General features: G+C 72.5%; 16 protein-coding genes. 11 read left to right on the top strand and 5 right to left on the bottom strand.

Annotation, left to right across the window (positions count from 1 at the left end; genetic code table 11):
• Window positions 1-99: 99 nt before the first annotated feature.
• The 4 genes from AC3X7Z_RS01990 to AC3X7Z_RS01975 form a co-directional block, all read right to left on the bottom strand.
• Window positions 100-1242 carry a DUF58 domain-containing protein gene (locus tag AC3X7Z_RS01990; protein WP_489974837.1) on the bottom strand — a complete coding sequence of 381 codons (1143 nt, stop codon included), beginning with the start codon at window positions 1240-1242 and terminating at the stop codon, window positions 100-102.
• A gap of 10 nt (window positions 1243-1252) precedes the next feature.
• Window positions 1253-2242: an AAA family ATPase gene (locus tag AC3X7Z_RS01985; protein WP_489974836.1), complete on the bottom strand. Its 990-nt coding sequence runs from the start codon at window positions 2240-2242 to the stop codon at window positions 1253-1255.
• A gap of 66 nt (window positions 2243-2308) precedes the next feature.
• Complete coding sequence (locus AC3X7Z_RS01980) at window positions 2309-5005, bottom strand: fibronectin type III domain-containing protein (RefSeq protein WP_489974835.1); 2697 nt, start codon at window positions 5003-5005, stop codon at window positions 2309-2311.
• 116 nt (window positions 5006-5121) lie between these two features.
• Window positions 5122-5973: a hypothetical protein gene (locus AC3X7Z_RS01975; protein WP_489974834.1), complete on the bottom strand. Its 852-nt coding sequence runs from the start codon at window positions 5971-5973 to the stop codon at window positions 5122-5124.
• Window positions 5974-6120: 147 nt separating this feature from the next.
• Between AC3X7Z_RS01975 and AC3X7Z_RS01970 the strand changes: the two genes are divergently transcribed.
• From AC3X7Z_RS01970 to clpX, 3 genes are all read left to right on the top strand, one after another.
• The gene (locus tag AC3X7Z_RS01970; protein WP_056908601.1) at window positions 6121-6726 is read left to right on the top strand and encodes an ATP-dependent Clp protease proteolytic subunit; all 606 of its coding nucleotides are present in this window, start codon (window positions 6121-6123) and stop codon (window positions 6724-6726) included.
• A 5-nt stretch (window positions 6727-6731) separates the two neighbouring features.
• The gene (locus tag AC3X7Z_RS01965; RefSeq protein WP_186340784.1) at window positions 6732-7340 is read left to right on the top strand and encodes an ATP-dependent Clp protease proteolytic subunit; all 609 of its coding nucleotides are present in this window, start codon (window positions 6732-6734) and stop codon (window positions 7338-7340) included.
• A 155-nt stretch (window positions 7341-7495) separates the two neighbouring features.
• On the top strand, window positions 7496-8776 hold the full coding sequence (gene clpX, locus AC3X7Z_RS01960) for an ATP-dependent Clp protease ATP-binding subunit ClpX (RefSeq protein WP_489974833.1): 1281 nt from the start codon (window positions 7496-7498) through the stop codon (window positions 8774-8776).
• Window positions 8777-9014: 238 nt separating this feature from the next.
• Here the strand turns inward: clpX and valS are convergent, their stop codons facing one another.
• Window positions 9015-11648 (bottom strand): valine--tRNA ligase, encoded by a 2634-nt coding sequence (valS, locus tag AC3X7Z_RS01955; protein ID WP_489974832.1) that lies wholly within the window; start codon window positions 11646-11648, stop codon window positions 9015-9017.
• 76 nt (window positions 11649-11724) lie between these two features.
• Between valS and AC3X7Z_RS01950 the strand changes: the two genes are divergently transcribed.
• The 8 genes from AC3X7Z_RS01950 to mrdA all read left to right on the top strand — a co-directional run bounded on the left by AC3X7Z_RS01950 (window position 11725) and on the right by mrdA (window position 19978).
• The gene (locus tag AC3X7Z_RS01950) at window positions 11725-12678 is read left to right on the top strand and encodes a GNAT family N-acetyltransferase (protein ID WP_489974831.1); all 954 of its coding nucleotides are present in this window, start codon (window positions 11725-11727) and stop codon (window positions 12676-12678) included.
• A 12-nt stretch (window positions 12679-12690) separates the two neighbouring features.
• Window positions 12691-14058, top strand: coding sequence for a bifunctional tetrahydrofolate synthase/dihydrofolate synthase (gene folC / locus AC3X7Z_RS01945; RefSeq protein WP_489974830.1), 1368 nt, complete (start codon window positions 12691-12693; stop codon window positions 14056-14058).
• The gene (locus AC3X7Z_RS01940; protein WP_489974829.1) at window positions 14055-14453 is read left to right on the top strand and encodes a DUF4233 domain-containing protein; all 399 of its coding nucleotides are present in this window, start codon (window positions 14055-14057) and stop codon (window positions 14451-14453) included. The genes folC and AC3X7Z_RS01940 overlap by 4 nt, the downstream gene beginning before the upstream one ends.
• A 22-nt stretch (window positions 14454-14475) precedes the next feature.
• Entirely contained in the window at window positions 14476-14907 is a 432-nt protein-coding gene (ndk, locus tag AC3X7Z_RS01935) for a nucleoside-diphosphate kinase (RefSeq protein WP_186340789.1), read from the top strand.
• Between the two features lie 466 nt (window positions 14908-15373).
• Complete coding sequence (locus AC3X7Z_RS01930) at window positions 15374-16402, top strand: rod shape-determining protein (protein ID WP_186340790.1); 1029 nt, start codon at window positions 15374-15376, stop codon at window positions 16400-16402.
• Window positions 16402-17340 carry a rod shape-determining protein MreC gene (mreC, locus tag AC3X7Z_RS01925; RefSeq protein WP_186340791.1) on the top strand — a complete coding sequence of 313 codons (939 nt, stop codon included), beginning with the start codon at window positions 16402-16404 and terminating at the stop codon, window positions 17338-17340. The genes AC3X7Z_RS01930 and mreC overlap by 1 nt, the downstream gene beginning before the upstream one ends.
• Window positions 17337-17849, top strand: a complete 513-nt coding sequence (mreD, locus tag AC3X7Z_RS01920) for a rod shape-determining protein MreD (protein WP_489974828.1) — start codon at window positions 17337-17339, stop codon at window positions 17847-17849. Before mreC ends, mreD begins: the two co-directional genes overlap by 4 nt.
• Complete coding sequence (gene mrdA / locus AC3X7Z_RS01915) at window positions 17846-19978, top strand: penicillin-binding protein 2 (protein ID WP_186340793.1); 2133 nt, start codon at window positions 17846-17848, stop codon at window positions 19976-19978. The genes mreD and mrdA overlap by 4 nt, the downstream gene beginning before the upstream one ends.

Raw genomic sequence — 19978 nt, 5'->3', positions numbered from 1 at the left:
CAGCCGGCCGGAGTCCCGGGGAGGCAGGGGTCGTCGCGGTCGGCGCCGCGGCATCGGGGGAGGGTGGAGGCGCGTGCGGAGCAGGTGGGGCGAGGGTCGTCACGGAGTCCGCCCGTCCCACAGCCGCGCCAGCGCCCGCGAGCCGGGAGCGCGGAGCACGGTCGCGCCGCCGAGCACGCCCGAGGGTGTCGCGGGCTGCGGGTCGACCACGCACAGCGTGGCGTCGAGGGCCCCACCGACGGCGAGCGCCAGCACGCCGAGGTCGGCGGCGCTCCCGGTCACCACCGCCGCGACGTCGAGCCCGCGGTGGTGCCCGTGCTGCAGCCCGCGGTCGGGGCCGGCGGCGATCTCCGCGAGCAGGAGCTCCAGCTCGTGGGCCTCCCGTGGGACCTGCCGGGTGGTCGATCCGGGCACCGTGACGTCGTGGCGCCCGCTCGACGTGGCGAACCACAGCGGGTCGCCGCTCTCGACCGCGACCCGGCACAGGGCGGCGGCGAGCTCGAGGGCCTCCTCGACGTCGTCCCCCCCGGCGTAGCTCTCCTGCCGGTCGTCGAGCAGGACGCAGACGTGGGGCTGGGCCGGGTCGGCGTCCTCACGGACCATCAGCGTCCCCGTGCGCGCGCTGGTGGCCCAGTGCAGCCGACGCAGGTCGTCGCCGACGGCGTACTCGTGCAGGCCGACCAGGTCGGTGCCGCCGAGCTCGAGGCTGTCGCCGCCGCCGACGGCCGCACGTCGGTGGCCGGCAGGCAGCGAGCCCAGCGGGATCCGGCGCGGCAGCACGCGCAGCCGGACCACGTCGCCGGCGTCGGTGGTGGTCGCTGCCAGGCCGAAGAGCGAGACCCGCCGTAGCCGGAGCGGGCCGACGTCGACCACCCCGCGGCGGTTGGTCGCGATGTCGTAGGTCGTCTCGGCGCCACGAGGGTCGACCTCGACCGGGGCCGTCAGCCGGCCGTCGACACTGTCCTGCGCGAGCGTGCGCACCAGGGCGGCGCGCCTGCCCGCCAGCCGCAGGTGGCCCGAGCAGGGGTCCTGCCGGACGACCACGAGCGGGTCGACGGTGCGGCGCACGACCACGTCGGGGCGGCGGAGCACGGCGACCACCTCGACGACCACCAGCACGACCAGGAACGCGCCGAGCGCGGCGACCACGGGATAGCGGAGCAGGGCTCCGCTCGCGGCCAGCAGCAGGCCGGTGCCGAGCATCCACCTGCCCCGGGGCGCGGTGGCACGCCACGGCGTCATCGCGGCAGCCTCACACCCGGTCCGGCTGGGGAGGGGCGACCCGCTCGAGGGCCTGGTGCACGACCCCGGTCGACGTGTGGCCCTCCAGGAGCGCTTCGCGGGTGAGCACCGTGCGGTGGGCCAGGACGGGCTCGGCGAGGCGGCGTACGTCGTCGGGGATCGCGTAGTGGCGACCGCGCGAGGCGGCGTGGGCCTGCACGGCGCGCACGAGGGAGCGCAGCCCGCGCGTGCTCGCGCCCAGGCGGACGCGCCGGTCGTCGCGGATCGCGACCCCGACCTCGCGCGCGTAGGTGAGGATCGGGTCGGCGACGTGCAGCCGCTCGACGACGGCGGAGTGTCGGGCCATCTCGGTGGGGTCGCTGACGGTGGGCACGTCGTCGATGCGGCCGGCGGTGCTGCCGGGGCGCAGCACGTCGAGCTCGTGCTCGAGGTCGGGGAAGCCCAGGCTGGTGCGCACCATGAACCGGTCGAGCTGTGCCTCCGGCAACCGGTAGGTGCCGTCGAGGTCGATGGGGTTCTGCGTGGCGACGACCGTGAACGGCTCGGGCACGGGGTGTGCGGTGCCGTCGACGCTGACGGTGTGCTCCTCCATCACCTCGAGGAGGGCCGACTGGGTCTTGGCGGCCGCCCGGTTGATCTCGTCGGCGAGCACGACGTTGGCGAAGACGGGTCCGGGGCGGAACCGCACCTGGCCGTCGCGCGGGTCGAACACGCTGGTGCCGGTCACGTCGCTGGGCAGCAGGTCGGGGGTGAACTGGACCCGGTGCATCTCCCCGCCCAGCGCCTTCGCCAGCGCCCTCGCCAGCGTGGTCTTGCCCGTGCCGGGCAGGTCCTCGACGAGCACGTGGCCGCGCGCGAAGGTCGCCACCAGCACGAGGTCGATCACGCCGCGCTTGCCGCGCACCGCGACCTCGACCGCGTCGCCGAGGCGCTGGTGCACCCGGCGGAACTCGACGACCTCCTGCTCGGTGGTGGCGGGGCTCGGGGCGAGGGTGGTCACGGGCTGGCTCCTGGGGTCGGGGAGGGGTCGAGAGTGGCGTCGAGACGTCGGGAAGCGGTCGGCGGCTCAGGGGATGTCGCAGCCCTCGCAGAGGGTGGGCTGCCTGGTCTGCCAGGAGTAGCGGGCACTCAGCACGCTCCCCGAGCTGTTGGTGGCCCGGAACTGCACGGAGTGCGATCGCACGCCCGAGTTGGGCTGCCAGATGTAGGTGCCGTCGTGCTGGATCACCAGCGAGGTCGCGCCGCAGCTGATGGGCGACCAGCCGGACCCGTCGTCGTAGGCGCACGTCCCGCCGAAGCCCGCCCAGTCCGCGGGCGCGAGCTGCAGCTGGGAGGTGCCCATGCCCTCGAGGTTGAGGTCGCCCCCCGACTGGCCCGTGACGTGCTGGCGCCCGCCTCCCGGCAAGGGCTCGACCGGGATGCTCCCGGAGTCACTGGCGCCGGCGGAGGCCTGGGGGCCGGCGCCCTCGCCGTTGATCGCGATGACCGAGGCGGTGCCGTTGCCGCCGGGGGAGCAGGAGGCGTCCCGGGTGCGGTCGCAGCTGCTGACCAGGGTGTGCGAGCGCGCCGAGGCGCCCAGCGTGACGGTCTCCGACCTCGTGCCGGTGGACACGGTCACCCGGTAGCCGGTGATGGGCGAGCCGTTGTCCGGAGCGGGGTCCCAGCGGAGGGTGACGGCGTAGGTCGGCCCCTGCCAGCTGCCGCCGTAGACGCCGGTGGCGGCGACGCCGGGCGCCTGGCCGGGCACGCCGGCGGGGGTCACGGCGTTGGACGCGGCGGAGGCGCTCGAGTCGCTGCCGAGGAAGGCCGTGACCCGGAACGCGACCTGCTGGCCCGCCGGGACCGTGACGACCGCCTGGCGCTGGTCGCCGCCGACCCGCCCGACCTGGCTGCCCCCGGTGGTGGTGAGGACGAACTCGTCGGGCACGTCGCCGGTGTAGTCCCAGCCGAGCTGGACCTGGGTGCTCGAGACGACCGAGGCCCGGACCGAGGTGGGGGTGCCGAGGACGGGGTCGGGCTGCGTGGTCACCGTGTTGGACACCGTCGAGGTGGCCGTCCGGCCGCCGAGCCGGGCGGTCACGACGAGGGCGACGCTCGCGCCGGGGGTGACGTCCACGACCGCGCGGCGGCTGGTGCCGCCGACCGTCGCCAGGGTCGGGCCGCCGGGCTGGGCCACCACGAAGTCGTCCGGAGTCTCCCCGCTGTAGGACCAGTCGACCTGCACCTGCGTGCTGCCGAGCACCGTGGCGCTCACGTCGGTGGGCGTGCTCGGCGTCACGGTGGGCGTGGTGGTCGGGGTGGCAGTGGGGGTGGAGGTGGGGGTGGAAGTGGGGGTGGTCGTGGGAGTGGCGGTCGGGGTGGGGGTGGGCGAGATCGTCGCGACCGGGTCGTCGTCCTCGTCCTCGTCGTCGCGACCGCCTCCGCCGCCGTTGTTGTCGCTCCCGCGGGGGCCCTGGTCGCCGTTGCGGCCCGGGTCGCGCCCGCCCCGGGTCGCCTGGGACCCGGACTCGCCCGACTGCTCGTCGCGCGTCTCCTCCGTCTGGTCCTCGGTCTCAGGCTGCGTTTCGGGGATGGCGATCTCCTGCGGGTCGGTGACGGCGTCGCCGCCGCTCCCGCGGGAGAACTCCGAGAGGGAGCCGTCGGCCCCCACCGAGATCCCGGTGCGCGCACCGGGCACGTTGATCAGGAGCGTGTCGTCGTCGAGGACGAGCTCGGGGTCCCTGCCGCGGGGCGTGAGGATGGGCGGCCCGGCCATCTCGCCCGTGGGGTCGAGCTGGAGGACCTTCGCCCGGCCGGCGCAGGGCACGTAGACGCGTCCCGCGAACACCTCGGGGCGTCCGGGGGAGTCGCAGCCGGAGGCGGCCACGGCCACCTCGGCCAGCCGGCCCGCGGCGAGGATGACGACGGTCGAGGAGTCCGGAGCCGCGGCGGCCGTCAGCTCGCTCGGCGTGCGCAGTGGCGCGAGCAGCTCGCCGCTCAGCGCGGAGGTGGGCGTACGCACCTCGCGCTCGGTGGCGACCTGCTGCACCAGGCCGGGCTCGGCGTCGGTGACGGTGACACCTCGCTCGTGCGCCACGACCACGGCGTCCCCCCGGACGTCGAGCTGGTGGGTGTCCTGCTCGAGGAACTCCGCCGACGTCGCGGACCACCTCAGCGCGGTGAGCCGGCCCGTGCGGTCGAGGGACCACACCGTCCCCTGCCCGTCGACGGCCACGTCGGACAGGCCCCGCCGCTCGACCCACACCCGGCCGATCTCGTCGGTGGTGATGGGGTCGATCGCCGCGAGGCTGTGGGCCGTGCGGTCGACGAGGAAGACGGTCGTGCCGTCGCTCAGGGTCTCCGCGGAGCCGTCGCCGGGCACGCTCCGGCGACCGGACTGCTCCAGCGTGGTGACGTCGATGGTCGAGAGCACGCCATCGGTGTTGTCGATGACGTAGAGGAAGCCGGCGTACTGGGCGAGGGTCAGGTCGTTGCCGGCCGCGGCGACCGAGCGCCGCACCTCGGCGCGCCCGAGGGCGGGGTTGACCTGGATGACGTCGCCGCTCGGGTCGTCGGCCAGCCAGGTGAGTCCGTCGGCGAGCTCGACCGCGGTGCGGGAGAGGCCGTTGCCGAACAGCACCCCGGCGACGAGCGAGGCCACGACCAGGACGACGGAGAGCTCGGCCGCGCCCTTCGACTGGCGCTTCGACGCGAGCCTGCGCAGCCGCGCGGTGCGGGGCGCGTCGGTGCCCCCGGCGTGCGTCGTCGCCCGACCTGCCCCCATGGATCCCCCTCGTCGCGGTGCGCGGCAAGTCTCACAGAACCGGACCGCACGGCACCACCGTTCGCGCGGCGGAACGTTCCGTCCCGTCCGCCGCTCGGTTCCGCTCCAGGCGGGGCTCAGCCCGGGTGCGGGGCTCCCGCGACGCGCTCGCGGGCGGCCGCCTCGACGCCCGCGAGGTCGTCGACGGTGACCAGGCGGACCTCGGCCGTACGCCGACCCACGGCGAAGCGCACGTTGCTGGCACGCCCGCTGCTGGCCCGGAACGGGTCGTCGCGGACGCTGAAGGCCAGGGACGAGATCGCCTTGATCGCGTCGTCGACCCGCTGGGAGCGCTCGAGGTTCCAGGCGTAGCCGTGCCACCGCAGGACGCGCTCGTAGATCTCGCGGTTGGTCGGGGGACGCGGGTAGTCGTCGGTGCCGACCAGCCAGGGCTCGGCGAGGGCGAGGGCGACGTACCACTCACGGGAGTGCCGGACCAGCCCCGGCGACGGGGCGGTGGCCGAGGAGTCGCGGTCGACGCCGCTGTCGGCGACGGCGGGCCGGGGCGCCGCCTCCTCCCCGGGGGTCGTCACCTCCACGACGATCGTCAGGTCGTCGTAGACCTCGGGGTCGAGCTCGCGCCCGCGCATCACGACGAGGTGGTTCTCCCCCTCGTCGAGCAGCAGCGACATGCCCTCGACGAGCGTCACCCGTCGTGCCCCGCCCGGGGCGTCGAACAGGCTCGCCACCTGGGTCTCGCCCGCGCCGTGCCAGCGCAGCCGGGCGATCTCCTCGCCGATCTCGAGCTCGCCCAGCAGGCGCGACACGTGCGGGGCGCAGTGCGGGAGCACGAGGACGGTGACGTCGAGGGCCCTGTCGGGCTCCTCGGTGCGCAGCGCCTGGTGGGGCGCGCGACCGAAGAGCAGCCGTTCGCCGCTGCCGAGCGTGGCGGTGGGCAGGTCTGCCCCCCGAAGCGTGACCCGCAACATGGGCCCGAGTAGACCACACGCGCAGGCCCCGCGACGCGCTTCGATCCGCTGTGGGCGAACAAGGGCCGGTCCCGCGTGGAAGTGTCCGTCCTTCCGGCTAGTGTCGCCAGCGTGAACCAGAACTCCAGCCCAGCCCTCTCGCCCGAGATGAACGGTGCCGGTGGGATGTATGGCCTCGACGACCACATCTACCAGCGCCTCCTCCGTGAGCGCATCGTCTTCCTCGGCTCGGAGGTGCGCGACCAGAACGCCAACGCGATCTGCGCCCAGCTCCTGCTGCTGTCCGCGGAGGACCCGGAGGCCGACATCTTCCTCCACATCAACAGCCCCGGCGGCTCGGTCGACGCCGGCATGGCCATCTACGACACGATGAACTACATCCCCAACGACGTGGCGACCGTCGGCATGGGGCTCGCGGCGTCGATGGGCCAGTTCCTGCTGTGCGCCGGCACCAAGGGCAAGCGCTACGCCCTGCCCCACGCCCGCATCATGATGCACCAGCCCTCCTCGGGCATGGGTGGCTCCGCCTCCGACATCAAGATCCAGGCCCAGCAGTCGCTGCACATCAAGAAGGTGCTGCTCGACCTGATCGCCGAGCACACGGGCCAGAGCGTCGAGCAGGTGGTCGCCGACGCCGACCGTGACCGGTGGTTCACCGCCGACCAGGCCGTCGAGTACGGCCTCGTCGACCAGGTCATCACCAGTGCCCGCGAAGCCGCCGACGAGGGCCGCCCGGCCCGGACCAAGGACTGACAGCCATGAACTACTACATCCCGCAGTGGGAAGAGCGCACGTCCTACGGCTTCCGCCGCATCGACCCCTACGCCAAGCTCTTCGAGGAGCGCATCATCTACCTCGGGACGCCGATCAGCGACGACGTCGCCAACGCGGTCATCGCCCAGCTCATGTGCCTGGAGACGATGAACCCCGACACCGACATCAGCATCTACATCAACAGCCCCGGCGGCTCGTTCACCGCGCTCACCGCGATCTACGACACGATGCGCTTCATCAAGCCCGACGTGCAGACGGTGTGCCTGGGCCAGGCGGCCTCGGCGGCCGCGATCCTGCTCGGCGCCGGAGCCAAGGGCAAGCGGATGGCGCTGCCCAACAGCCGGATCCTGATCCACCAGCCCTACACCGAGGGCACGTTCGGCCAGACCTCCGACATCGAGATCCAGGCCAACGAGATCCTGCGGATGCGCGAGCTCCTCGAGCGGATGATCGCCGACTCCAGCGGCAAGGACATCGACCAGGTCAGCCGCGACATCGAGCGCGACAAGATCCTGACGGCCGAGCAGGCCGTCGAGTACGGCCTCATCGATGCCGTCATCGAGTCCCGCAAGGGTGCCCCGGCCCTCACCTGAGGGTGAGCCGAGGCTGGTGGCGAGGCTCGAAATCATGGTCGTCGACATCCCGTGTCCGGCCCCCGACGGGGGCCGGCTCGGGGTACCGTCGTACGGCCTGTTGCAAGGTGTGAGGAGCCGGAACCCCCATCCGGCACGACTGGAGGACACGACTCGTGGCACGAATCGGTGACGGCGGCGACCTGCTCAAGTGCAACTTCTGCGGAAAGAGCCAGAAGCAGGTCAAGAAGCTCATCGCTGGCCCCAACGTCTACATCTGCGATGAGTGCATCGAGCTGTGCAACGAGATCATCGAGGAGGAGCTCGCCGAGGGCGCCGAGGTCAGCCTCGAGGAGCTGCCCAAGCCGCGCGAGATCTTCGAGTTCCTCAACTCCTACGTCATCGGCCAGGAGCACGCGAAGAAGTCCCTCGCCGTCGCGGTCTACAACCACTACAAGCGTGTCCAGTCCGGCCTGCAGCCCGTCAGCGGCAAGGCCAAGGAGGACGCCGTCGAGGTGGCCAAGTCCAACATCCTGGTGATCGGCCCCACCGGCTGCGGCAAGACCTACCTGGCCCAGACGCTCGCGCGGATGCTCAACGTCCCCTTCGCGATCGCCGACGCGACCGCGCTGACCGAGGCCGGCTACGTCGGCGAGGACGTCGAGAACATCCTCCTCAAGCTCATCCAGGCCGCCGACTACGACGTCAAGAAGGCCGAGACGGGCATCATCTACATCGACGAGATCGACAAGGTGGCCCGCAAGGCGGAGAACCCCTCGATCACCCGCGACGTCTCCGGCGAGGGCGTCCAGCAGGCGCTGCTCAAAATGCTCGAGGGCACCACCGCGTCGGTCCCCCCGCAGGGCGGGCGAAAGCACCCGCACCAGGAGTTCATCCAGATCGACACCACCAACATCCTCTTCATCGTGGGTGGTGCCTTCGCCGGTCTCGAGCAGATCATCGAGCAGCGCGTGGGCAAGAAGTCCCTCGGCTTCACCGCCGACGTGCGCGGCGCCGCCGAGCGCGAGGCCGACGACCTGCTCGCCCAGGTCCGTCCCGAGGACCTCACCAAGTTCGGCCTGATCCCGGAGTTCATCGGCCGCCTGCCGCTGATCGCCAGCGTGAGCAAGCTCGACCGCGAGGCGCTCGTCCAGATCCTCACCGAGCCGCGCAACGCGCTCGTCAAGCAGTACCAGAAGCTGTTCGACCTCGACGGCGTCGAGCTCGAGTTCACCGACGACGCGATCGACTCGATCGCCGAGGCCGCGCTCGAGCGCGGCACCGGTGCCCGCGGGCTGCGAGCCATCATCGAGGAGGTGCTCCTCTACGTGATGTACGACGTCCCGTCGCGCGGCGACGTCGCCAAGGTGATCGTCACCCGTGAGGTCGTCGAGGACGGCGTCGAGCCCACCCTGGTCCTGCGCGAGGCCGAGGGCCGCAAGAAGAAGTCCGCCTGACCCTGGCTCGGGCTCTGGCCCGGGTCGGCAACGGCCGGTCCGGCCCCGGTGCGTCGCCGCCGCCGCGGTGACGGTTCATCAAGGTATGTCGCTCAACCCGCACTCCCCACGATCAGCTCACCATGGGAAGTGCGGGTTGGCCTGCATACCGTGATGAACCCGCGGCCCGACGCCCGGGGCGGCCCCGGGAGCCCCCCGGCGGGGGACCCCAGGGCGTACGAGCCGGCGGTAGTCCGCGTCAGTCCTCGGTGGGCGCGAGCTCGGCGGCGGTGACCCGCAGCTCGGCGCTCGACTCGTCGGTGACGAAGTCGAGGTCGCCGACGATCGTGCCGACGGCACGGAGGTCGTCCTGCGCCTGCTGGGCGGCCTCGAGCAGCGCCGCCGGACCGGTGATCTCCACACGGGAGAGCGGCGCCCGCATCTTGGCCTTGGCCTGCGACTTGGCGCCCCGGATGCCAGTGAGCGCGGCGGCCACCGCATCGAGGACGGTGGGCGGGGCCGCGGCCGCGGCGCCGAGGTCGGCCGCGGTGGGCCAGGCGGCGTGGTGGATCGAGCCGTCCTGCCACCACGACCAGACCTCCTCGGTGACGTAGGGCAGGAAGGGCGCGAGCAGCCGCAGCTGGACGTGCAGCGCGATGGCCAGCGTGGCCCGCGCCGAGTCGGTGCCGGTGCCGCCCTCGTCGTCGTAGGCGCGCTCCTTGACCAGCTCGAGGTAGTCGTCGCAGAACTCCCAGAAGAACTTCTCGGTGACCTCGAGCGCCGTGGTGTAGTCGTAGGCGTCGAAGCCCTCCGTCGCCCTGCGGACGACGGTCTCGAGGCGTCCGAGCAGGGCGCAGTCGACCGGTGCGCTGACCGCGCTGGGAGCCAGCTCGGTCGCGCCGACGTTGCCGAGGACGAACTTGGAGGCGTTGAGCACCTTCATCGCCAGGCGGCGCCCGACCTTCATCTGCGACTCGTCGAAGGGCGAGTCGGCGCCGGGGCGGCCGATGGCCGCGCGCCAGCGGACGGCGTCGGCGCCGTACTTGTCGAGGATGTCGGTCGGGACGACCACGTTGCCCTTGGACTTCGACATCTTCTTGCGGTCGGGGTCGACGATGAAGCCGGAGATCATCGCGTGCGTCCACGGCGCGACCTGGTGCTCGTAGTCGGAGCGGACGACGCGCGAGAACAGCCAGGTGCGGATGATGTCGTGCGCGTGGGTGGCCAGGTCGTAGGGGAAGACCCGCGAGAACAGGTCGTCGTCGACGCCCCACATGCCCGCGATCTGCGGGGTCAGGGACGACGTCGCCCAGGTGTCCATCACGTCGGGGTCGCCGATGAAGCCGCCCGGCTTGCCGCGCTGGTCCTCGGTGTAGCCCTCGGGGGCCTCCGTCGACGGGTCGACGGGGAGCCGGTCCTCGCTCGGCAGGAGCGGGTGGTCGTGGTCGGGCTCGCCGTCGGCGTCGAGGGGGTACCAGACGGGGAACGGGATCCCGAAGAAGCGCTGGCGCGAGATGAGCCAGTCACCGTTGAGGCCGCCGACCCAGTTGTCGTAGCGGTGCTTCATGTGCGCGGGGATCCAGGTGATCTCCTCGCCGCGGGCGAGCATCTCCTTGCGCAGCGCGGCGTCGCGTCCGCCGTTCTTGATGTACCACTGGCGGGTGGCGACGATCTCGAGCGGCTTGTCGCCCTTCTCGAAGAAGTTGGCCATGCGCTGCGTGGGCTGCGGCTCACCGTCGAGGTCGCCGGACTCGCGGAGCAGGGCGACCATCGCCTCGCGGGCGCTGAAGGTGGTCTTGCCGGCCAGCTCGGCGTACGCCGTCGCGGCGGGCTCGGCAGCGAGCCACTCCGGCGTCTCCCGGAGGAGCCGGCCGTCGCGGCCGACGACCGTGCGGACCGGCAGGTCGAGCTCGCGCCACCACGTCACGTCGGTGAGGTCGCCGAAGGTGCAGCACATCGCGATGCCGGCGCCCTTGTCGGGCTCGGCCGCGGGGTGGGGCAGGACCGGGATCTCCACGCCGAAGACCGGCGAGGTGACCGTGGTGCCGAAGAGCCCCTGGTAGCGCTCGTCGTCGGGGTGCGCGATCAGCGCGACCACGCTGGGGATCAGCTCCGGCCGGGTGGTCTCGATGTGGATCGGCGAGCCGTCGGGGCGGTGGAAGGCGACGCGGTGGTAGGCACCGGGGTAGTCGCGGGCCTCGAGCTCGGCCTGCGCGACCGCCGTCTGGAAGGTGACGTCCCAGAGCGTGGGCGCCTCGGACAGGTAGGCCTCGCCGCGGGCGTAGTTGCGCAGGAACGCGCGCTGGCTGACGGTGCGCGAGTGGTCGCCGATGGTCGTGTAGGTCGGGTTCCACTGGACCGACAGGCCGAGCTGGCGCCAGAGCGCCTCGAACGCCTTCTCGTCCTCGACCACGAGCTGCTCGCACAGCTCGATGAAGTTGGGCCGGCTGATCGGCACCTGCTTCTTGGGGTCGGGCTTCTCCGGCGGCGTGAAGTCGGGGTCGTAGGGCAGGGCGGGGTCGCAGCGCACGCCGTAGTAGTTCTGGACGCGGCGCTCGGTCGGCAGGCCGTTGTCGTCCCAGCCGATGGGGTAGAAGACGGCCTTGCCCTGCATGCGCTGGTAGCGCGCGATCAGGTCGGGGTGGCTGTAGGAGTAGACGTGGCCGACGTGCAGCGAGCCGCTGACGGTCGGCGGGGGAGTGTCGATCGAGTAGACGTTCTCGCGCGGCTGCGTGCGGTCGAAGGCGTAGGTGTCGTTCTCGGCCCACACCCGCGACCACTTGTCCTCCAGGCCCTCCAGCGCCGGCCGCTCGGGTACGACGACGGCACGCTGATCGGTGCTCGGTGTCGTCGGACCGGCCTCCGGGGCCTGGGTGCTGGGGTTCTCAGTCATGCTCTGAGTCTATTGACGGGCCTCCGGCCTGCGAAAACGAGTATGGACACGGGCGGCGACGGCCTACCGTGCGGCCATGGATCCCGACGTCACGCTGGAGTTCTTCGACACCCCGCAGCCGTTCCTCGACGCGGCCGGAGGGCTGCTCGCCGCCGAGCCGGTGCTGGGCAGCGTGATCGCCAGCGTGAGCGAGCGGACGGCCCGCGAGCTGGCCGCCGGCCACGACTCCTGGGCCGAGGTGGGGGCGCCGTTCGAGCGCTGGTGGGTCGTGGTGCGCGACGCCTCCGGGGCGGTGGCCAGCGCGGCGATGCGCACGGCTCCGTTCGCGCCCCACCCGACGTTCTCGATGCCGATGGACGACGGCGCCGCCACGGCGCTGGCCACGGCGCTGCACGCGCGCGGGGAGCTCCTCGGCGGCGCCAACGGCGCGCTGCCCGGGGCGGCGGTGCTGGCGCGGGTGAGCGCCGAGCTGACCGGGGGAGAGGTGGTGGCCGACAAGGGGACGCGGCTGTGGGAGGCCACGTCCGTCGAGGCCCCGCCCGCGCCCGACGGTCGGCTGCGGCTCGCGACCGAGGACGACGCCGAGCTCGTGCTCGCGTGGTTCAGGGCGTTCCACGAGGAGGCCGACGAGCAGGCCGGGCGCGAGCCCGACCCGGACTCCGGTGAGCACAACACGCTCGACAGCGTCCTGGTCAGGATCCGCGAGGGCGTCGAGTGGCTGTGGGAGCTCCCCGACGGGACGGTCGCCCACCTCACCGGCGCCGGCCTGCCGTCGTACGGCGTCTCGCGGATCGGCCCCGTCTACACGCCCAAGGAGCACCGCGGTCGCGGCATCGCGTCGTACGTCGTCGGCGAGCTGACCCGGCGCGGGCTCGAGGCGGGCCACCGGATGTGCCTGTTCACCGACCGGGCCAACCCGACCTCCAACAAGATCTACGCCGCGCTGGGCTACGAGCCGACGGTCGACATGGCCGAGCACGTCGTCGGGCTCCCCGGCCACGAGTCGTCGTCCGGGCAGCGGGGTCAATAGACTCGCGGGGAGATGACAGACCCCCACGACGCCGCCGACGCACCGCGCCTCGCCCAGACCTACGCCGAGGTCGAGGACGCGCTGCTCTCCCGCTGGCCCGAGACCCGGCTCGAGCCCAGCCTCGACCGCATCGCGGCCTTCACCGAGCTCCTCGGCGAGCCGCAGCGCTCCTTCCGCACGATCCACCTCACCGGCACCAACGGCAAGACCAGCACCAGCCGGATGATCGAGACCCTGCTGCGCGCGCTCGACCTGCGCACCGGCCGGTTCACCTCTCCCCACCTCGAGCGGATGAGCGAGCGGATCAGCATCGACGGCGAGCCGCTCGACGACGAGGCGTTCGTGCGCGCGTTCAACGACGTGGCGCCCTACACCCACCTCGTCGACGCCGAGCAGGACCACCCGCTGAGCTTCTTCGAGACGATCGTCGGCATGGCCTACGCCGCCTTCGCCGACGCCCCCGTCGACGTGGCCGTCGTCGAGGTCGGCATGGGCGGCGGCTGGGACGCCACCAACGTGGTCGACGCCGACGTGGCCGTGGTGCTGCCGATCGCGGTCGACCACGCGAGGTACCTCGGCGACGACCCCGCCACCATCGCCGTCGAGAAGGCCGGGATCATCAAGCCCGGCTCCATCGCCGTCCTGGCCGAGCAGACGCCCGAGGTCGCCGCCGTGCTGCTCGACCGCGCGGCCGAGGTCGGGGCGACCGTCGCCCGCGAGGGCATGGAGTTCGGCGTCGTCTCGCGCACCCCCGCCGTCGGCGGCCAGGTGCTCACGCTCAAGGGCCTGCGCGCGCAGTACGACGACGTGTTCCTGCCGCTCTACGGCGCGCACCAGGCCCAGAACGCCGCCGTCGCGCTCGCCGCCGTCGAGGCGTTCGGCACGGGCGCCCTCGACGACGAGGTCGTGCGCGCCGCGTTCGCCGAGGTCACCTCCCCGGGACGGCTGGAGATCATCCGCCGCAGCCCCACGATCGTGCTCGACGCCGCGCACAACCCGCACGGGGCCGAGGCCGTGGCCGAGGCGCTCGAGGACTCCTTCTCCTTCAGCCCGCTGGTCGGGGTGCTGGGCGTGATGGAGGACAAGGACCACGAGGGACTGCTGTCCGCCTTCGAGCCGCACCTGGCCTACCTGGTCTGCACGCAGAACTCCTCGCGGCGCTCGATGTCGGCCGCCGCCCTGGGCCGCGCGGCGGTCGAGGTGTTCGGCGAGGACCGCGTCAGCGTCGTGCCCGACCTGGCCGAGGCGATCGACCGCGCCGCGACGCTCGCGGAGGCGGGCGAGGCCATCGACGTCTCGATCGGGTCCGGCGCCGTGCTCGTCACCGGCTCCGTCGTCACCGTGGGCGAGGCCCGCGCGCTGCTGAAGGGGCGCCGATGAGCGAGAACACTCCCGAGCAGGTGCCGGCCAACACCGAGCGCTCGCCGCGGCGCGGCATGGCCGCGGCCGTGCTGAGCCTGGAGGCGATCACCCTCGGTCTGAGCACTCCCGTGATGATCACCATCGCCGGCGTCCCGACCGGCACCGCGCTGACGGTGGGGCTCGGCCTGGCGCTCGTGTGCCTCCTGCTGGCCGGGATGCTGCGCGCCGAGTGGGCCTACCTCGCCGGCTACGCCGTGCAGGTGGGCGCCATCGCGCTGGGCTTCGTCGTCCCGGTGATGTTCGCCCTCGGGGCGATCTTCGCCGCGCTCTGGACGGCGGCCGACCTCCTCGGGCGCAAGATCGAGCGGGAGCGCGCCGCCGCGTGGGCGGCGTACCGCGCGGAGCAGGGCTGAGGCTCCTCGCTAGGCTGCCCGCATGACCGACGTCCAGCGCTCCCTCGTCCTCGTCAAGCCCGACGGCGTACGCCGCGGCCTCTCGGGCGAGGTGCTGCGCCGGATCGAGGCCAAGGGCTACACCCTCGCCGCCGCCGAGCTGCGCTCCGCGACGCCCGAGCTCCTCGCCGAGCACTACGCCGAGCACGAGGGCAAGCCGTTCTACGCCCCGCTCGTGGAGTTCATGCTGTCCGGCCCCGTGCTCGCCGTCGTGATCGAGGGCGAGCGCTGCATCGAGGGCTTCCGCTCCCTCGCCGGCGCGACCGACCCCACCGTCGCCGCCCCCGGCACCATCCGTGGCGACCTCGGCCGCGACTGGGGCCTCGCCGTCCAGCAGAACCTCGTCCACGGCTCGGACTCCGAGGAGTCGGCCGCCCGCGAGATCGGCATCTGGTTCCCCGCCCTCGCCCGCTGAGCGGGCGTTCTGGCTGAGCCTTTCTTCGTTTGTCGGAGTCCCCGCTCGAGCGGGGACTCCGTCACTTGGAGGGGGTTGCAACGGCCTCCAGGTGTCGGACTCGCTCACCAAGTGTGGCGTTACGTCAGCCCGCGCCCCAACGTACGACGACGACGACGACGGCGCCGGGCGCTGGGGCTGGAGCGGGCACCGCTGTCGGAGTCCCCGCTCGAGCGGGGACTTCGTCACTTGGAGGGGGTTGCAACGGCCTCGAAGTGTCGGACTCGCTCACCAAGTGTGGCGTGACGTCAACCCGCTGGCCCGGGCGTACAAGCGCGCCCCGGGTGCGTACGTCGCGGCCGGACTTGCGCCGCCCCGCGCGTGTCCTCCCCAGAACACCGGGCCGCGCTCCTTAGCCTGAGTGCGGGTCGGCTGCAGCGGTCGTCCCCACTTCCCGGTACGACCGACCTGCAAGGGCAGCAGCGGCATGGCAAACAGCTTCATCGGTCGAGACATGGCCGTCGACCTCGGCACCGCCAACACGCTGGTCTATGTCCGCGGCCGGGGCGTGGTGCTCGACGAGCCGTCCGTCGTGGCGATGAACACCGCCACCGGGGAGGTCCTCGCCGTCGGCCACGAGGCCAAGCGGATGATCGGGCGCACCCCCGACAGCATCGCGGCGATCCGTCCGCTCAAGGACGGTGTGATCGCCGACTTCGAGGCGACCGAGCAGATGCTGCGGTACTTCATCCACCAGGTCCACCGCCGCCGCTACTTCGCCAAGCCGCGGATGGTCATCTGCGTGCCGAGCGGCATCACCGCGGTCGAGCAGCGCGCGGTCAAGGAGGCCGGCTACCAGGCCGGCGCCCGCCGGGTCTACATCGTCGAGGAGCCGATGGCGGCCGCGATCGGCGCCGGGCTGCCGGTGCACGAGGCCACCGGCAACATGGTCGTCGATGTGGGCGGCGGCACGACCGAGGTGGCGGTGATCAGCCTCGGTGGCATCGTGACCAGCCTGTCGGTGCGCACCGCGGGCGACGACCTCGACCAGGCGATCATCGCGTGGATGAAGAAGGAGTACTCCCTCATGCTGGGGGAGCGCACCGCCGAGGAGATGAAGATGACCCTCGGGTCGGCCTTCCCGCTCCCGAGCGAGCCCGACGCCGAGGTCCGCGGGCGCGACATGGTCTCCGGGCTGCCGCGCACGGTCGTGGTCTCCAGCTCCGAGCTGCGCCAGGCCCTCGAGGAGCCGCTCCACAACATCATCGACGCCGTCCGCACCACCCTCGACCAGACGCCTCCCGAGCTCGCCGGCGACATCATGGACCGCGGCATCGTCCTCACCGGGGGCGGCGCGATGCTGCGCGGCCTCGACGAGCGGCTGCGTCACGAGACCGGCATGCCCGTCCATGTCGCGGAGGACCCGCTGTCGTCGGTGGCCCTCGGCGCCGGCAGGTGCGTGGAGGAGTTCGAGGCGCTCCAGCAGGTCCTGGTGTCCGACCCGAGGCGCTTCTGATGGGCGCCCTCGGGGGGCACGAGGTGCGCGAGCGTCGCTGGACCGGCCTCGACAAGCTCGAGTCGCGCAACCGCACGCCCCGGTCGCTGCTCGTGGCGCTGGTCCTGGCCAGCGTCACCCTGATCACCCTCGACGTCTCCGGCGGCGCCGACTCTCCCGTCGAGCCGGCGCGGCGCGTGGTGGGCGAGGCGTTCGGGCCCGCCGAGGCGGGCGCTGCGGCCGCCGTACGCCCCTTCACCGCCGTGCCCGCGTGGTTCCGCAGCAAGGGCGACCTCACCGACCGGGTGCGCGACCTCGAGGCCAGCAATGCCGAGCTGCGCGGCCGCGTGGAGCTCGCCGGCTTCGACCGCAACCGCCTCGAGCAGTACGACGGCCTCACCACCGCCGCGACCGACCTCGGGTCCGCCCTCGTGCCAGCCCGCGTGGTCGCGATGGGCCCGCGCCAGTCCCAGAGCTTCACCGTCACCATCGACGCCGGCTCCGAGTCGGGCGTCGGTCCCGACATGACGGTGGTCAACAACGACGGACTCGTCGGCCGGGTGCTGCGGGTCACGCGGAGCACCGCGACCGTGCTGCTGGTCATCGACCCCGACTCCACCGTCGGCGGTCGGGTCGGCTCGAGCATGGAGATCGGGTTCGTCACCGGCAGCGGCTCGCTCGACCAGAAGGCCGGGCTCGACCTGCGCCTCGTCGACGACGCCTCCGTGCCCGCCCGCCACGACACCGTCGTGACCTGGGGCAGCTCCACCGGCCCCTACGCGCCGGGCGTGCCGATCGGCACGATCACCGAGGTCTACAGCTCGCTGCGCGAGGCCTCCCAGCGGGCGGTCGTGAAGCCGTTCGTCGACTTCTCGGCCCTCGACGTGGTCGGGGTGATGGTGCCCAGCGGCTCACGGAGCGACCGGGCCGTCATCGAGGCCGACGGGAGCCTGCGATGAGCCGCCTGCGCTGGGTCGTCGCCCTGGCGGCCGTCGTCGTCGCCCTCGTCGTCCAGGTCACGTTCTTCCCGCACGTCGCCTGGCACGGCATCGTGCCCAACCTGTGCCTGCTGGTCGTCGTGGCCGCCGCGCTGACCGTCGAGGCGCCGTTCGCCCTCGTCCTCGGCTTCGTCGCGGGGCTGACGCTCGACCTCGCGCCGCCCGCCGACCACGTCGCCGGACGCTGGGCGCTCGCCCTCACGATCGCGGCGTTCCTCGCCGCCCGGGTGCGCCAGGACCAGAAGCCCACCGCCCTCGCCGTGATCGGCACCGTCGCCGCCGCGTCCTTCGTGGCCACCTCGCTGTTCGCGCTGTCCGGCGTCATCCTCCAGGACCCCGCCATGTCGGTCGTGGGGCTCCTCGAGGTCGTCCTGGTCGCCGTCGTGTGGGACGTGCTGCTCACGCCGTTCGTGCTCCCGCCGCTGATGAGGCTCTTCGGCCGGCTGAGCCCGCAGTGGGCGGCGTCGTGACCGCTGCCGGGTCCGGGGCCGCGAAGAGCCGGCTCCGCCTCGTCGTGGTGCAGGCGCTGGTGTTCTCGCTCTTCGCCACCCTGTTCGTCCGCCTCTACTACCTCCAGGTCATCGGCGGCGAGTCCTACCAGGCGCAGGCGGCCGACCAGTCGGTGCGCGACATCGTCGTCCAGCCCCAGCGGGGGCTCATCGTCGACAGCCAGGGCCGTCCGCTCGTGGCCAACCGCACCTCCTGGGTGATCTCGCTCGACCGCACGGTGCTCGGCAAGCTCGGCGACAAGCAGCGCACCGAGCTGGTGCGCCGTGTCGCGGTCGTCGTCGACGCGACCCCCGAGGACGTCGAGGCCCGCCTCGTCACCTGCGGCGACCCCGGCAGCGTCCGCGACGTCTGCTGGAACGGCTCGCCCTACCAGCCCGTGCCGGTCGCCGTCGACGTGCCCAAGGACGTCGCTCTGCGGGTGCTCGAGCAGTCCGAGGACTATCCCGGCGTCCTCGCCGAGCAGCAGAGCGTCCGCTCCTACCCGCGCCCCTTCGGCATCAACCTCGCCCACGTGCTCGGCTACCTGAGCCCGGTGACCGAGGACGAGTACGACCTCGCCGCCGAGCGCGACGACCGGTCCCTCAACGGCGCCTCGGTCGTGGGCCGCGCCGGCGTGGAGAAGCAGTACGACGAGTGGCTGCGGGGCCTGCCCGGCTACCGCCGCGTGGCCGTCGACTCGATGGGCCGGGTGCTGGGCGACGACTCCCTGGTCGAGAGCACCCCGGGCGACACGCTCGTCACCTCCATCGACGCGAAGGTGCAGTCGGTCGTGGAGCGCCAGCTCGCCCAGCGCATCGCCTTCCAGCGCACCCAGGTCGACACGGTGACCGGGCGCCGGTTCGCCGCCGACTCCGGGGCTGCCGTGGTGCTCGACGCGAAGACCGGCCGGGTGATCGCGATGGCGAGCCAGCCGACGTACGACCCCGACGTGTGGACCGGCGGCATCAGCGAGGCGCAGCTCACCCGGCTCTACTCGGAGAAGGCCGGCACACCGCTGCTCTCCCGCGCCACCCAGGGCCAGTTCGCGCCCGGGTCGACATGGAAGCCGTTCATGACCGCCGGCGCGCTCACCCACGGCTACTCCATGGACACCACGCTGCCGTGCACGTCGGGGTTGCAGGTCGGCAACCGCGTGTTCAAGAACTACGAGTCGGGCGCCTACGGCAACATCGGCTTCGCCAAGGCGCTCGAGGTCTCCTGCAACACCTTCTTCTACCGCATCGGCTACGACTTCTGGCAGCGCCTCGGCAGCGACCCGGCCGACATCGACGCGGAGGACCCGCTGGTCGAGGAGGCGAAGGAGTTCGGGTTCGGCTCGCGCACCGGCATCGACCTGCCGGGCGAGGCGCCCGGGCGCATCGCCGACCGGCACTGGAAGCAGGCCTACTACGAGTCGCAGAAGGACTACTACTGCGAGCTGAGCGACAAGCCGCAGACCGCCGACACGAGCGACTTCGTCTACCGGTTCGCCCGCGAGTTCTGCCTCGAGGGCAACCTCTACCGCGCCGGCGACGCCGTCAACTTCTCCATCGGCCAGGGCGACACGATCGTCACGCCGCTGCAGCTCGCCCGCGGCTATGCCGCGCTGAGCAACGGCGGCACGCTCTGGGCGCCCACCGTGGCCAAGGCCATCGTGAGCCCCGAGGGCAAGGTGCTGCGCCGCATCGCACCGCGCAGGATCGGCCGGGTCGACGTGCCGAGGAAGTACCTCGACTACATCGACGGCGCGCTGGAGAACGTCTCCCGGGTCGGCACCATGGCCTGGAAGCTCGGCGGCTTCCCGATCGACGAGGTGACCATCCGCGCCAAGACCGGCTCCGCCGAGGTCTACGGCAAGCAGTCGACGGGGTGGGTGGCGTCCTACTCCGAGGACTACGTCGTGGTGATGATGATCAGCCAGGGCGGCACCGGCTCCGGCTCCACCGGTGACGGCATCCGCGCCATCTGGGAGGCGCTCTACGGCATCGAGGGCGAGGCCGTACGCCCGGCGCGGGCGGCGATCCCCGGCACGGTCCCGCCCGCCCGGCTGCCGCAGTTCCTGGAGGACGGATCGATCATGCCGCCGGTCCCCGAGAAGGCACGGAAGTGA

The sequence above is a fragment of the Nocardioides sp. Z24_21 genome (assembly GCF_058134345.1).
This window is presented reverse-complemented; position numbering and strand designations above follow the sequence as displayed.